At 45.3% G+C, this 16,928-nt stretch carries 3 protein-coding genes; 2 read left to right on the forward strand and 1 reads right to left on the reverse strand.

Features of this window, described 5'->3' with window-relative positions; all coding sequences use genetic code 11:
* Positions 1-21 precede the first annotated feature (21 nt).
* Entirely contained in the window at positions 22-15,330 is a 15,309-nt protein-coding gene (gene rtxA / locus AC3CIA_RS19750; protein WP_488519616.1) for an MARTX multifunctional-autoprocessing repeats-in-toxin holotoxin RtxA, read from the forward strand.
* A 58-nt stretch (positions 15,331-15,388) separates the two neighbouring features.
* Here rtxA and AC3CIA_RS19755 read toward each other — a convergent pair whose 3' ends face one another.
* Complete coding sequence (locus AC3CIA_RS19755; RefSeq protein ID WP_145569796.1) at positions 15,389-15,820, reverse strand: PACE efflux transporter; 432 nt, start codon at positions 15,818-15,820, stop codon at positions 15,389-15,391.
* Between the two features lie 129 nt (positions 15,821-15,949).
* Between AC3CIA_RS19755 and AC3CIA_RS19760 the strand changes: the two genes are divergently transcribed.
* Positions 15,950-16,837 carry a LysR family transcriptional regulator gene (locus tag AC3CIA_RS19760; RefSeq protein ID WP_488519617.1) on the forward strand — a complete coding sequence of 296 codons (888 nt, stop codon included), beginning with the start codon at positions 15,950-15,952 and terminating at the stop codon, positions 16,835-16,837.
* The last annotated feature ends 91 nt before the right edge of the window (positions 16,838-16,928 follow it).

Genomic DNA, 16,928 nt, shown 5'->3' on the forward strand with positions numbered 1-16,928 from the left:
CCCAAATTTAGAGTTTTTTTTATGGGAAAACCATTTTGGAGAAGTGTTGAATACTTCTTTACAGGGAACTATTCCGCCGATGAAGGTAACAACAACATTGTTGCTATCGGTTTTGGCGGCGAAATACATGCTCGTGGAGGTGATGATCACGTCACTGTCGGTTCCATTGGGGCGACGGTTTATACGGGTAGCGGAAATGATACGGTAGTAGGTGGTGCAGCATATCTAAGAGTAGAAGACTCTGTTGGCAACCTAAATGTAAAAGGTGCTGCCGGGTATGCGGACATTAACAAAAGTGGCGATGGGAACGTTTCATTCGCTGGCGCTGCTGGTGGAGTATCTATTGATCATCTAGGTAATCGCGGTGACGTAAATTATGGCGGTGTTGCTGCATATAATGGGATAACCCGTAAAGGTCTAAGTGGTAATGTGACGTTTGGTGGTGCTGGTGGCTATAACAGCCTTTGGCATGAAACAAATCAAGGTAATTTATCCTTTACTGGAGCTGGGGCCGGAAACAAACTTGACCGAACTTGGTTCAATAAATACCAGGGTTCTCGCGGTAATGTGACGTTTGATGGTGTTGGTGCTGCCAACAGTATTAGCTCACGAGTAGAAACGGGTAATATCACTTTCCGTGGTGCTGGTGCCGATAACCATCTCGTTCGAAAAGGTAAAGTCGGTGATATAACATTGCAGGGTGCGGGCGCATCAAACCGTATTGAACGTACGCGACAATCGGATGATGTCTATGTGGAAACACGTGGCAACATTCGTTTTGAAGGAGTTGGTGGATACAACAGTATCTATTCTGATGTGGCACACGGTGATATTCATTTCTCTGGAGGCGGGGCTTACAACAAGATTACCCGTAAAGGGTCTGGTAACGATTTCAAAGGCGAAGGGTTAGCCAATGCCAATGCCGATGAAATCGTGCTTACTAAGGCTGTAATGAGTGGCTCTTGGGTTGGTCAAAATCATCAAGTAACTGGCATCAGCTCATCTCGTGAACCTAATACTTACCTGTTTGCATTCGCAGACGATACTTATACAAAAATCAACAAAGTTCAGCTTCGTAACGATCCTCAAACTGGCTTGTTAGAGTATTACTCTACCGCTTGGTATAAAGCGGGTAATCACCTTGATAACCTATCAGATCTGGATATCTCTTCTCAGGGAGGGTTCAATGCTGTCAACATTAATGGCGCGTATACACTATCTGATCTTACGGTGGAGCATCAACAGCCAGTAACCGTTCATGCTGTTGAGAAAGACCTGACTGAATATGAATGGGTTACATACGCAAACGGTGCCTTAATCGATGCTGAAGATGTTGTTTTGGCCGATGCAAAAATGGGTGGCCATGCTATCTCTACAAATGGCACAACAGTTGATGTTAAAGGTGTTAAGTCAAATCGCAAATCAAACACGTATGTATATGCGAAAGTGCTTGGCCCTTATACAAAAATTGTGGTGGTTGAATTAGCGAATGATTCAGAAACTGGCGAGTTAAAGTACCAGGCCCGCTCTTGGTACAAAGAAGGTAATTACACCGGAAATTTGGCCAATGAGGATATTTCGACAGCAAATGGCTATCACTCAATGGGCCGAGGCGGATATTCGCTGAGTGATCTTCAGTACAGTGTAAATGCGGTAAGAAGTACAAGCGAAACGGTCTCAGATATTGACGAGTACAATGAACAAGCATTGATCAAACCTTCTACCGATACCGGTGAAAGCTCTGGGGATGTTCGTTTTAATGGCATAGGTGGCGGTAACGTTATCAAGTCCAACGTTACCCGCGGCGATGTTCATTTTAATGGCGGAGGGATTGCTAACGTTATTCTTCATAGCTCTAAGTTTGGTGATACCGAATTTATTGGTGGCGGCGCGGCTAACGTTATTGTTAAAAGTGGCGATGAAGGCGATCTTACTTTCCGTGGTGCTGGCTTGGCTAACGTATTAGTCCATCAGAGCAAGCAAGGCAAAATGGATGTCTACGCAGGCGGTGCAGTCAATGTATTGGTTCGTATTGGTGATGGCGAATATTTAGCTCACTTACTTGCTTATGGCAATATTTCAGTTCACAAAGGTAACGGTAATAGTCGTTTGACTATGCTAGGCGGCTACAACACACACACCCAAATTGGTTCTGGCAACGGGCTGTGGTTAGCGGTTGGTGGCTTTAATGTCATGACACAGGTTGGTAAGGGTGACATCGCATCTGTACTTGTCGGTGGCGCGAATGTCATGACTAAAGTGGGTGACGGTGACCTCACGGCAGGTATGCTTGGTGGTGCCAATATCATTACTCATATTAGCGGTGATGATACGGCCTCAAATACGACCGCAGTCGCACTTGGTGGTGCAAATATCCTAACCAAAAAAGGCAATGGCAATGCGCTTGCCGTTATGGGAGGAGGTGCTAACGTACTTACACATATTGGTGATGGCTCGACAACTGGCGTAATGGTTGGTGGGGCGAACATTCTAACCAAGGTGGGCGATGGTGATACCACTGGCATTATGTTGGGTATTGGTAACGTACTGACTCATGTCGGCGATGGCCAAACAATTGGCGTAATGGGTGCTGCGGGTAATATCTTCACCAAAGTAGGCGACGGCACTTCAATAGCCGCTATGATCGGCGTAGGCAATATCTTCACTCACGTTGGTGAAGGCAACGCGTGGGCGCTAATGGGTGGCCTAGGCAATGTATTTACCAAGGTTGGTCATGGTGATGCATTAGCGCTTATGGTCGCGGAAGCCAATGTCTTTACGCATATTGGTGACGGTACAACAGTCGCATTAATGGTGGCGAAAGGTAATATCGCAACCAAAGTGGGCAATGGTACTTCGATAGCCGCGATGGTAGGTAACGCAAATATATTCACTCAGGTGGGTAACGGCAGCACGTTTGCTGCAATGCTTGGCCAAGCCAATATCATGACTAAAGTGGGTAATGACCTAACTGCTGCATTAATGATCGGTAAAGCGAATATCTATACTCACGTTGGTGATGGCACAAGCTTAGGTTTATTTGCTGGCGAACTAAACGTGATGACGAAAGTGGGTAATGGAACAACCTTAGCCGCGATGTTTGGTAAAGCAAACATTATGACTCACGTAGGAGATGGTCTTACTGGCGTACTAGCCCTTGGTGAAGCGAATATCATAACGAAAGTCGGTGATGACTTCATGGGTGTTGTCGCAGCTGCGAAAGCAAACGTAGTTACCCATGTTGGTGATGCAACAACCGCAGCTGTGTTGGCGGGTAAAGGTAATATCTTAACCAAAGTTGGTGAAGGAACCACCGTTGGTTTACTGATATCAAAAGTGGGTAATGTCATGACCCATGTGGGTGATGGTACGACTATTGGTTTGGCGAAAGGTAAAGCTAACATCATCACAAAAGTGGGCGATGGATTAGGCGTTAACGTGGCCTGGGGACAAGCAAATATCTTCACTCACGTCGGTGACGGTGATCGATACAACTTCGCCAAAGGTGAAGCGAACATCATTACCAAAGTCGGTGATGGCCAAGAAGTTTCTGTGGTTCAAGGTAAGGCGAATGTCATTACTCACGTCGGTAATGGCGATGATTACACGGGAGCTTGGGGCAAAGCGAATATCATTACGAAAGTGGGTGATGGCCGTAATGTTGTTTTAGCGAAAGGTGAAGCGAACGTCGTTACTCAAGTGGGTGACGGAGATAGCTTCAACGCACTTTGGAGCAAGGGCAATATTGTCACTAAAGTCGGTGATGGTATGCAGGTCACGGCGGCGAAAGGTAAAGCTAACATTACGACAACCGTGGGTAATGGCCTGAGTGTAACGGCTGCCTATGGTGATGCGAATATCAACACCAAAATTGGTGACGGTATTTCAGTTAACGTTGCATGGGGCAAATATAACGTCAACACCAAAGTGGGTGACGGTCTCAATGTTGCGGTGATGAAAGGCAAAGCAAACGTGAATATTCACGTAGGTGATGGCTTAGGGATTAACGCTTCTTATGCCAGAAATAACGTTGCTATCAAAGTGGGTAACGGTGATTTCTATAGCCTAGCCGTCGCGTCAAGTAACACTAGCAGCAATAAGCTTTCCGCACTGTTTGATAATATTAAACAAACTCTTCTTGGAGTGGGTGGCAGCCAAGCGATTAATTACCTAGTTCAAGGTGATGAAGCTTCGTCATCAGGAATTCAGAAAGGGCGAGGTGCTATTTCAACGCCTGAAATCACGAAACTTGATGGTTTCGCTCTGGATGAAATCGAAGAAGTAGGTTCCGATCTAGGAGACGGGCTAAGTGGAAGCGTGACTAACGTTGAAACGCCTGATCTCAGCAGCATGGAAAATGAACTCAACATCGAAGAGTCTTCAGATCAAGCGCAAGCACCTAACCTGATCGTTAATGGCGATTTTGAACAAGGTGGCGACGGTTGGGAATCTACTCATGGCGTAGAAGCATCATATTCAAGTAGCGCTTATGGCGTAAGTGGCGAAGGCCATGGCTCACGTGTAACAGAGCTAGATACTTATACTAATACAAGTCTTTCTCAAGATTTAACTGATTTAGCGGAAGGTGAGGTCATTGCGGTTAGCTTTGATTTTGCGAAGCGTGCAGGCATTTCAAGCAATGAAGGCATAGAGGTTCTCTGGAACGGTGATGTTGTATTTTCAACCTCTGGCGATGAAGCAGCTTGGCAACAAAAAACACTTAAGTTGACTGCAAATTCTGGCAGCAACCGAATAGAATTCAAAGGCACAGGCCATAATGATGGGTTGGGCTATGTTTTAGATAATGTGGTGGCGAAATCTGAAACGTCACACCAAGCTAATGCTATTGCCGATAATGCGGAACAAAATCAAGCTGCAAAAAATGCAATGTCTGACAAAGAACGAGCGGAAGCCGATCGCCAGCGTTTAGAGCAAGAAAAGCAGAAACAACTTGAAGCTGTATCAGGTTCTCAGGCTCAATTAGAATCAACCGATCAAGAAGCATTAGAGAGTAATGGTCAAGCGCAGCGCGACGCTGTGAACGAAGAGTCTGAAGCGGTAACTAAAGATCTAACGGCAATGGCTCAAGGCCTTGATGTACTTGACAACAAAGCTGAGTATACGGGAGTGTCTGGTGATCATTGGCGCGATCGTTTTGCTGGTGGTCTTCTAAAGGATGTACAAACCCAATTAGACAATGCCAAAGATGTGTCTGGCGAACAGATCACTGCTGCGAAACAGACCCACGAAAGTAACCAAAAGAACGTCAACGATTCGGTGGCTAAATCAGAAGCAGGCGTTGCGAAAGGCGAAGATAATCGTTCTAGTGCAGAGCAAGATATTGCGGACGCTAAAGCCGATGCTGATGCACGTAAAGCAGAAGCGACCACGAAAACCAATGAAGCTAAACAAGCTGAATCGAATGCCAATAATTCAGCTAGAGACGCTGAAGAACGTGGTAATAGTGATGCAAGAAATGCTGAAAATAAAGCACATCAAGCACAAGCGGACGCGAAAGGTTCTAAGCAAAATGAAAGTGACCGCCCTGATCGTCAAGGTGCCTCTGGCAGCGGCTTATCTAATGAAAGTCACTTTACTCAAAGTGAAGAGACAACCAGTAGCGATGTCGACACGGTAAATCCACAGAGTGCCGACGGTCGATTCAGTGAAGGATTAACCGATCAAGAGCAAGAAGCGCTAGACGGTGCGGTTCAAGCCGTAAATCGACTACAAATCAATGCGGGTGTTCGTTCTAAAAACACCGGAAGTTCAATCACTTCTCTGTTCACTGAGAGCAATGCCGATAGCATCATTGTTGCAGATCGAGCGTCACAGGATGTAAACCGAAAAGATATTCGTATTTCAGGGGTGAACTTAGAAGGGTTAAGTGGTGGACAAGGAAATCAAGCAACGGGTCAACATAGTTCAAAAAGTGTTCCTGGGTTTCAAAGTCATTTTGCCTCGACATCAATTGGTATAGAAAACGAACTATCTGGTCTAGTTGTTGTTTTACCTAAGAATTCAGCACAGACGTTTGGGTATGTGCATGATTCACAGGGTAACCCATTGTTCATGTTAACCAAAGATATGAATCAAGGCGGTTATAGCAACCCAGCTCGTATTGCGGATATCAATGGGGTGAACAACTGGCAGACGCACACAATTGAATTGGTTACGTATCCGAGTGAAACCAGTGATACGACGGCGATTGAAAGTCGTAAAGAAGCAATGCTTTGGTTAGCGAAAGAGTTTACAGGCCATATCAACCAGTCAAACCACCAAAGCTTACCTCAATTGGTGAGTGATGATGGACACTTTACGCTGGTTATCTCGAATTCGAAGCACCTCATCGCGGCTGGTAACGGCACTGCAATTGAAGCTCAAGGGCAGACAATAGGGATGACCCCTAGTGGACAACAAGCCACTATGGGCATTAATGCGAAAGAATTTGGTTCAAGCTCGTCATTGGAAGTCAGACTTCTAGAATCGGCACCTTGGTACCAGTCGGGACTTAGAGATGAGTTTTTAGTTAACTCTAATGAGCACAAATTAGATGATCCGACGGCTGCGCAAAACGTGTATGCCTATCTCACATCGGTCTATTCAAAAACTGCAGATCTGGCCAAAGAGTACGGTATCTACATCAATGATTGGGATCCTGCATCGGAGGGTTTCTCTCCAAACGCTCAAGGGTTAACCGATCCGAAAGTAAAAAATGCTTGGGAGATTTTGCCAAGAACTAAGCCTGTCAAAATGCTGGAACTTCTTAGTGCAGATGATTCACGATACGTGAGACAACAAATCATTGGCAAGCTGAAAGGTTCATATTCAGAAAGCCTTGCTAAGAGTGTATTTGAATACTTCCAGTATGGCGGCGAAGTGGCAGGACATGGCATCAACAACGCTACGACAGGAAATGTGCAGCAGCCAGAGCCCGCTATCTTGTTTGAGTTCCGCAGTGTGCCGAACGTGTTAAGTGAATTTGTGCCTAAAACAGAATCCACGGCAAAAGTTGATGTGAAGGCACTCGATCATTTTGATTTTGCAAGCCGTAAAGTCATTATTGCTGAAGTGAACGCTTTGGTTAGTGGTAGTGATGATTTCGATACTTGGTATCAGGAGTATCGCGCAAGCAAAGGCCAACCCCCAGTTAAAAAGCCTAAATCCAGTGCTTCTGCGAATCACAAAGCCGAATGGTTAATGACGCAGCATGCTGATAAATGGGCAAAAATCACCGCGCCTTATATCGAAAGCAATGAGACGAGCACGTCAACACAAGCGAAGGTTGATACGGGCGAAGTGCTTAAAGGACTACAGGAAGACTTTAAACGTTATGGCGACGCGCTGAAACCGGATACTAGCGTGCCAGGAAAATCTAAAGACATTCGTACCACCAAAGATTTCCTAAATGGTTACAAAAACGACCATGCGAAGGATAGCGTTGACGGCTTCCACTCAGACATGAGCATCAAGCAACTGGTGGATCTGTTTGTTAAGGGTAGTTGGAGTGCAGAGCAAAAAGGTGCGCTTGCTTGGGAAATCGAAAGTCGTGCACTGAAAGTGACGTTCCAGAACAAGTCTGAGAAGTACAACCGACTGTTCCGTGAGATTGCCTCTGCTGGAGTGGTGGATGCGAAAGCCACCGAGCAACTTGCACCACAGTTAATGCTGATGAACCTATCGAACGACGGTTTTGGTGGACGCTGTGATCCACTTTCTAAACTTGTTCTGGTCGCAAAGCAGCTGGAAAACGATGGTCAAGCCGGCGTTGCAAGACAACTGCTGGAAAAGATGTACTCTGCGGCGGCGGTGCTGAGTAATCCAACGTTTTACTCCGACAGTGAAAAAGCCAATGCAAGTAAGTTGCTCAGCAGCTTGGCAGCTATCCATGCGAAGAATCCAATGCATGATACGTCGATTAAAGTATGGCAGGAAAAGCTGGAAGGGAAGCAAGCGCTTACTGTAAACGGTGTGGTTGAAAAGATCACCGATGTATCGGCTAACGGTAAACCTGTGTTGTTGGAACTTGATGCTCCGGGGCATGCGATGGCGGCTTGGGCAAAAGGCTCAGGTGACGACCGTGTTTACGGCTTCTATGATCCAAATGCTGGCATTGTTGAGTTCTCGTCAGCAGAGAAATTTGGTGCTTACCTAACGCGTTTCTTCGGTAAGTCCGATCTGAACATGGCTCAAAGCTACAAGCTGGGCAAAAACGATGTAGGTGAAGCGATCTTCAACCGCGTGGTGGTGATGGATGGCGACACGTTAGCGAGTTATAGGCCGACAATTGGTGATAAGACGACTATGCAGGGAATCCTTGATTTGCCTGTGTTTGATGCAACGCCAATCAGTAAACCGGAAGTTAGTGATGTCTTATCAGGCAATGAGAAGCACAAAGAAAACGTAGCGATTGAAAATGATGGTACACCACCGCGCGACAAAGAGTCTGTTAGTCCGTTAACTCGTTTCCTAAACAATGAGTTGTTCGGAACTAAAGATGCTCGTCGTAAGGTTGGTGATATCACCCAAACATTGCTAGGGCTTGCTGTCGAAAAAGACGAGTCTCAAAAAGTGACTCTGAAAGGTGAAGCTGGTCGTTTGTCTGGATACTTCCATAAGGGAGCGAAAGCACCTGAAGGTGAAGAGAGTAAAGGAAACGGCAAAGTAGTGCTGTTCCTACACGGATCTGGTTCATCCTCAGAAGAGCAAGCGAGCGCGATTCGCAGTCATTATCAGAAACAAGGCATCGACATGCTCGCAGTCAATCTGCGTGGCTATGGTGAAAGCGATGGCGGACCAAGCGAAAAAGGCTTGTATCAAGACGCTCGCACCATGTTCAAGTATCTAGTGAATGACAAGGGTATTGACCCAAGCAACATCATCATTCACGGCTACTCAATGGGTGGTCCAATTGCTGCAGATTTAGCGCGTTATGCTGCACAAAATGGCCAAGCGGTTTCGGGCTTATTGCTTGACCGTCCTATGCCAAGTATGACCAAGGCCATTACAGCCCATGAAGTGGCGAATCCTGCGGGCATTGTAGGGGCCATCGCGAAAGCCGTTAACGGTCAATTTTCGGTAGAGAAGAACCTTAAAGGCTTGCCAAAAGAGACGCCAGTTCTGCTGCTGACAGACAACGAAGGTCTAGGCGGTGAAGGCGAGAAGCTGCGTGCCAAACTCGCGATTGCTGGCTACAACGTCACGGGTGAACAAACCTTCTATGGCCACGAAGCGAGCAACCGCTTGATGGGGCAATACGCCGATCAAATTGTCTCGGGTCTGTTCAATGCTGAACAAGCGGCGGTAGAAGCGGGCGAAGTGCTTAAAGGGCTAGAGAAAGACTTTAAACGCTATGGCGATGCGCTGAAACCGGATACTAGCGTACCAGGAAAATCGAAAGATATTCGTACCACCAAAGATTTCCTAAATGGTTACAAAAACGACCATGCTAAGGACATCGTTGACGGCTTCCATTCAGATATGAGCATCAAGCAACTGGTCGATCTGTTTGTTAAAGGTAGCTGGAGTGCAGAGCAAAAAGGTGCGCTTGCTTGGGAAATCGAAAGTCGTGCACTGAAAGTGACGTTCCAGAACAAGTCTGAGAAGTATAACCGACTGTTCCGTGAGGTTGCCTCTGCTGGAGTGGTGGATGCGAAAGCCACCGAGCAGCTCGCACCGCAGTTAATGCTGTTGAACCTATCGAACGACGGTTTTGGTGGACGCTGTGATCCTCTCTCTAAACTTGTTCTGGTTGCGAAACAGTTAGAAAGCGATGGTCAAACTGGCGTTGCAAGACAACTGCTGGAGAAAATGTATTCTGCGGCGGCGGTGCTGAGCAATCCAACGCTTTACTCCGACAGTGAAAAAGCCAATGCAAGCAAGTTGCTCAGCAGCTTGGCTGCGATTCATGCTAAGAACCCAATGCATGATACTTCTATGAAAGTATGGCAGGAAAAGCTGGAAGGGAAGCGAGCGCTGACCGTAAACGGTGTGGTTGAAAAGATCACCGATGTATCGGCTAACGGTAAACCTGTGTTGTTGGAACTTGATGCGCCGGGTCACGCGATGGCGGCTTGGGCAAAAGGCTCAGTAGAGGATCGTGTTTACGGTTTCTATGACCCAAATGCGGGCATCGTTGAGTTCTCGTCCGCAGAGAAATTTGATGCCTACCTAACGCGTTTCTTCGGTAAGTCCGACCTGAACATGGCTCAACGTTACAGATTACCAAAAAATGATGTTGGAGAAGCTATTTTCAACCGTGTTGTGGTGATGGACGGCAATACGTTAGCTACTTACAAGCCTACATTAGGTGACAAGACGACATTGCAGGGAATTCTTGATTTACCTGTCTTTGACGCAACACCAATTAAGAAGTCAACAGAAGTAAAAGTAACGGACCTTGAATCGTTAGGAAACAAGACAAAACTAGTCGTTGATTTGTCTACCATCATGACGAAGCAAGAGTTGAAAGATGGCGGTAAAGTCTTTGCTAAACCGATTGGTGCTTCTTATCAAGCCATCTTGGATCAAGTTGAATTAGTGCATAGTTCTATTGGTCGAGATCAGGTGGGGGCGAGTTTTGAACTGAACAAGCAGATCAATAATTATTTGGCTGAACATCCAACCTCTGGACGTAACCTTGCGTTGACGACATTGAAAGAGCAAGTAAACATTGCGCTGTTCAGTGGCAAGATGAAAGTAACCCAAGAGAGCATTGATGCTATTGCACAGACACGAACTGATTTGGCCGCTCGTATTTATGTTGTTGCTATGGAAGAAGCAAATGGCGAGCATATTGGCCTAACGGACATGATGGTGCGCTGGGCTAATGAAGACCCATACTTATCGCCACAACAAGGTTATGCAGGAGAAACTCCGAGTGACTTGGGCTTTGACGCGAAGTATCACATCGAGCTTGGTGAACAGTATTCTGACTTTAAACTATGGTTAGAAAAATCACAGTCTGCTGACTTGCTTAGCAAAGCTGTTTTGGATGAGGCAACAAAAACCGTTCACCTTGGCTATAGCTATCAGGAGCTTCAGGATTTGACGGGGGTTGAGTCGGTACAAATGGCTTTCTACTTCTTGAAAGAAGCCGCTAAAAAGTCTGACCCAACGACCAGTGATTCCGCTGAAATGATACTGCTGAAAAAATTCGCTGATCAAAGCTATATATCTCAGCTTGAGACAGATCGTATGGATCACATTGAGGGTATATATCGCAGCAGTCATGAGACCGACGTCGACAATTGGGATCACCGTTATTCTGGTGCTGGTTATGATGAGCTAAGCGACAAGCTTGCGGGTGCGAAAGGCGATGTTGAAGAACAATTGTCAGTACTTCTCAATGAGCGCAAAGGCCTCCTAATTGGGGAAGTTCATGGAAGCGATGTGAATGGTCTGCGCTTTGTTAATGAACAAATGGACGCGCTCAAAAAGCAAGGTGTGACAGTCATCGGCTTAGAGCATCTCCGTTCTGACCTTGCCCAACCACTGATCGACAACTATTTGTCCACAGGCATTATGTCTAGTGAGTTGAGTGCAATGATCAAAACTAAGCATTTAGATATTACGTTGTTTGAAAACGCCCGTGCTAACGGGATGCGTATTCTTGCTCTAGATGCAAATAGTACAGCGCGACCTACAGTTCAAGGTACAGAGCATGGCTTGATGTACCGTGCTGGTGCTGCGAACAACGTTGCCGTCGATGCATTGCAAGCTCTTCCTGATGGTGAAAAGTTTGTCGCTATCTACGGGAAAGCGCACTTGCAGTCACATAAAGGTATCGAAAGCTTTGTTCCAGGTATTACCCATCGTTTAGGGTTGCCTGCACTTAAAGTGAGTGCCTCGGATCAGTTTGTCATCGAACAAGATGATAAGACTTTGCGTGCTGTCTACGATGATGTAGCAAATAAACCTAATATTGATTTCCAAGTGAGCTTAAATGGCTCGGATGACACGGTTAAAAACAAAGACGTTAACAGTTGGGAACGCCTCGTAGTATCCCCTCAATCTGACGGTGGTGAAACGCGCTTTGAGGGTCAAATCATTATCCAAATGGAGAATGATTCTGCGGTTTCCAAAGCTGCTGAAAATCTAGCTGGCAAACATCCAGATAGCACTGTGGTTGTACAGCTTGATTCAGACGGCAATTATCGTGTGATTTACGGTGACCCATCTAAGCTACCTAAAGATAAGTTAGCTGGACAATTACGTTGGCAACTTGTTGGTCATGGTCGAGATGAATCTGAAAACAATAATACTCATTTAAGTGGTTACAGCGCAGATGAGTTAGCCGTGAAACTAGCAGCGTTTAATAAAGCGTTTAATAAAGCGTTTAATAAAGCGTTTAGTGAAGCTGAAAATGTGAAGGCTAAACCTGATCATATTAGTGTGGTCGGTTGTTCGCTAATCAGTGATGACAAACAAAATGGCTTCGGAAGACTTCTTATTCAATCGATGGGTGACAACGATATCCGTAGCGATGTTTCTGTCCGTAGCTCAGAAGTTGCTGTTGATTCGAATGGTCGTAAACATACCCATGACGAAAATGGTCATTGGGTACAAAAAGAGAAAAGTAACAAAGTGACACTTAGCTGGGATGAACAAGGCGAAGTGACCGAAAAACATGAGCGTATAAGAAATGGTATCGCAGAAGGAGACATCGATCTTTCTCGCGTAGGTACTAGCGACGTTGATGATACCGCTCGCGGCGCAATTGCTGAAAACAGTGATGTGTTTAATGCCCCAGAAAAACGTAAGAATGAGACTGAATCCTCTTCATCTGATAACAGCAGTAATAAGCTCAGCTACTCTGGCAATATTCAAGTCAATGTTGGTGATGGTGAGTTTACCGCGGTTAACTGGGGTACTTCGAACGTTGGCATTAAAGTCGGTACAGGTGGCTTTAAATCTCTAGCTTTTGGTGACAACAACGTGATGGTGCATGTCGGTGATGGGAAAAGTAAACACAGCTTTGATATTGGCGGCTATCAAGCTCTAGAAGGCGCACAGATGTTCATCGGTAATCGTAATGTGAGCTTCAATTTGGGGCAAAGCAACGATCTTATTGTGATGATGGATAAATCAATTCCTACGCCTCCTCTGGTTAATCCGTTTGACGGCGCCTCTCGAATCTCTGGTGTGTTAAAAAGCATAGCGAGTTCAGGTGAGGGTCAAGATTGGTTAGCCGCTCAAGAGCAACAGTGGACATTATCTGGGGCTAAAAAGTTCGTTAAAGATATGTCTGGATTAGATCAGAGTAGCAGTGTTGATTACACAAGCTTGGTTGACTTGGATTCTCAAAATGAACGCAGTAGCCGCGGCTTGAAAAATGACGCTGAAGCGACGTTAAACAAGCAATACAACCAGTGGTTAGGCGGAAGTGATAACTCTGACTCAAGTAAAATGAGTCGTGCAGATAAGTTCCGTCAAGCGAATGAGAAGCTAGCGTTTAATTTTGCTGTTGGTGGCCAAGGTGCTGATATTCAAGTGACGACGGGTAACTGGAACTTTATGTTCGGTGATAATATTCAGTCGATTCTTGATACCAATTTGGGTTCGTTGTTTGGTCTTATGACTCAACAATTTTCCACAACGGGGCAAGCTAAAACAACGTTTACTTACAGCCCCGAAGATCTTCCTCGTCAGTTAAAAAACAAGCTTCTAGGCCAACTAGCCGGTGTAGGTGCAGATACGACGCTAGGTGATATCTTCGGTGTGGATTACACAGCTGCAGGGCATATTGTGTCTCGTACTGGCGAATCAGTAGATGGCGTCGCAATCCTAAAAGAAATGCTAGAAGTTGTTGGCGAGTTTAGTGGCGATCAATTACAAGCCTTCGTTGACCCAGCTAAGTTGCTAGACAACCTAGAGTCGGGCGTCAATATGGGTGCTGACGGCATTAAGACGTTCGCAGAAACGCACGGCTTGAAAGAAAAAGCGCCGGAAGAGGAAGAAGATAATTCATCCGTTTCTGTTAATGGCACTAATGTCGATGGATCTCAGAATAACGGCGATGCAATAACGACAGATAGTTCCGCTAAAGAAGATCGTGCATTTGGTTTTAATTCGCTAAACTTACCTAATTTGTTTGCGACTATTTTCAGTGAAAATAAGCAAACAGAAATGAAGTCGTTGGTGGAAAACTTAAAAGAAAACCTGACGGCTGATCTACTGAATATGAAGGAGAAAACATTTGATTTCCTTCGTAATAGCGGTCACTTGCAAGGCGATGGAGACATCAACGTTTCTTTAGGCAATTACAACTTCAACTGGGGTGGTGATGGTAAAGATCTCGGCGCGTACCTAGGAGATAACAATAATTTCTGGGGTGGTCGAGGTGATGATGTCTACTATGCAACAGGAACATCTAATATCTTTACCGGCGGTGAAGGCAATGATATGGGTGTGCTAATGGGACGTGAAAATATGATGTTCGGTGGCGAAGGCAATGATACAGCCGTTGTTGCTGGACGAATCAATCACGTGTTCTTGGGCGCGGGTGATGATGAGTCGTTTGTCTTTGGTGAAGGTGGTGAAATTGACACTGGAGCTGGCCGTGATTATGTCGTCACATCTGGTAACTATAACCGTGTTGATACAGGCGGCGACCAAGACTACTCAGTTACGATTGGTAATAATAACCAAGTTGAGTTGGGGGCTGGTAATGACTTCGCCAATGTCTTTGGCAATTACAACCGTATCAATGCTAGTGACGGCAATGATGTTGTTAAGTTAATGGGTTATAACGCGGTGCTCAACGGTGGCGAAGGTGATGATCATCTAATTGCTGCTGCGCTTTCTAAGTTCAGCCAGTTCAATGGTGGCGAAGGAAGTGACGTGATGGTACTTGGTGGATTCCAAAATACCTTCAAGGGCGGCACTGGCGTAGATAGCTTTGTTGTAAGTGGTGACGTCATTGACAACCTCGTTGAAGACATTCGCAGCGAAGACAACATTGTTTTCAATGGGATTGATTGGCAGAAATTGTGGTTAGAACGCAGTGGCTATGATCTTAAATTGTCGATACTGCGCGATCCTGAAAGTGATACTGACCAAGCCAAGTTTGAACACATTGGTTCTGTAACTTTCAATGATTACTTCAATGGTAACCGTGCGCAAGTTGTTGTTGCGATGGGAGATCAAGGCACATCGCAAGATCATACTGTGTTGTCCAATAATGCGGTTGATGCATTGGTTCAAGCTATGAGTGGCTTTGAACCTCAGGTTGGTGACAATGGCTTTATCGATAACCTTGATAGTAAATCTCGCGTTGCGATTACAACAGCATGGTCCGATGTATCTAAAGGGAACAGTGCTATCTCGTAGCAAATAATCTCTACTTTAGGTAAATAATATGAGCCGTCTTCTTTTGAAGACGGCTTTATTAATTCAGCACACTTACTTTCCCTTTCGCAACCAATTGATCTCGGATCGAGTCATACGCCCAGTTGAACGCAATCGCGTAAAGTACGAAGAAGATAACAATCCCTATATCCATTACCAATACAGTCCAGAAATCGAGTTGAAGTACCCACATCAGTAGTGGGAACGACACCAACATCAAACCCAGTTCGAAACCTAAGCCGTGCAGAATACGTGTTTTCTTGGTTCGTTTGCTGCGGTCAGCACCGTAAATTTTATCGTAGCCGTAGTTATAGACGTAGTTCCACGTCATCGCAATCAATGACAAAGATAGAGCTAACCCTGCCATTTTTACTGCTCCGCCACCGACAATGTAAGTTGCCGCTATAGCCATAAAAATCAAAGCAACTAATTCAAATAGCACCATGTGTAACATGCGTTCTTTATGTGACATCTTTTTACTCTCTTTATCTATTTCTAGCCTCTGATGGGCTAATGACTTGGCTAGATAATATCTGCTTAAATGATAATATAAAGATAGTTAGCATCACATATGGTGATAGTAAGTATTAGGAGAAACCGAATGTACAACATTGAACAGCTAAAAATGTTTGTGTATGCCGTTGAATTAGGGTCATTTTCTGCTAGTGCGCGTCAATTGGGTAAAGTGCAGTCGGCAGTGAGCCAAGGTATCAGTAATCTTGAAATAGATTTTAATGTTGAGCTCTTTGATCGTTCGACTCGAAAGCCTTCACTAACCAAAGCGGGCGAGCAGTTATTCAAACAGGTGAAAGCGATCGTGCTTCAGGTTGAAGATCTGAATGTGACGGTTAATGCGATGGGTAGCGGTGAAGAAGGGCTCATCAAAATTGCATTAGATGATTCATTACTGGTTCCGAACCTATCTAAAATCCTGAGTGAATTCAGTAAACAATTCCCTGCGACTGAAGTTGAACTGGTTGCGTGTACCACAACGGAGGTCAATCCGCTGATTATAGAAGAGAGAGCCGATATTGGATTGATGTTTACCAACTTGGCTTTTGATGTCGGCTCTGAGCCTTGCTTTATCGGCCATTTGCCGTTTATTGCTGTGTGTCATCCAAGTCATGTGCTCGCAAAAACAGGTGTTGCGAAACTCTCTGACTTACTCCCGCATCGTCAGTTAATGTTGAGGGGAGACAAAGGTAAGGTGATGGATCAGTTTCCGCTGATTGCCGGTAAGGTATGGTGGTCAAACAGCTTTATTGTTATCAAAGAGGTGGTGCTCGGCAGTGATATTGGCTGGGCATATTTACCCAAACACCTTGTCGAAGAGGAGTTGGATAAGCAACGTTTAGTGGAGATTAATGTCTCATTCGATCACAAAACATGGTCGCCGCCCGTTGATCTTGTTTTGTCTAAAACACGATCAAAAGGGCCCGCATTGCTTTGGCTTGAGCAAGCCCTGAAAGGCTTATTGGACGAAACGTAAACTGGACGAGACTTAAATTGTACGAGATTTCATAAAGAAAAGGCTCACCGTTTAACGTGTGAGCCTTTCTGTTTTAAGTGATGCTGATTTT

Source organism: Vibrio sp. QJM3NY_27 (assembly GCF_057785955.1).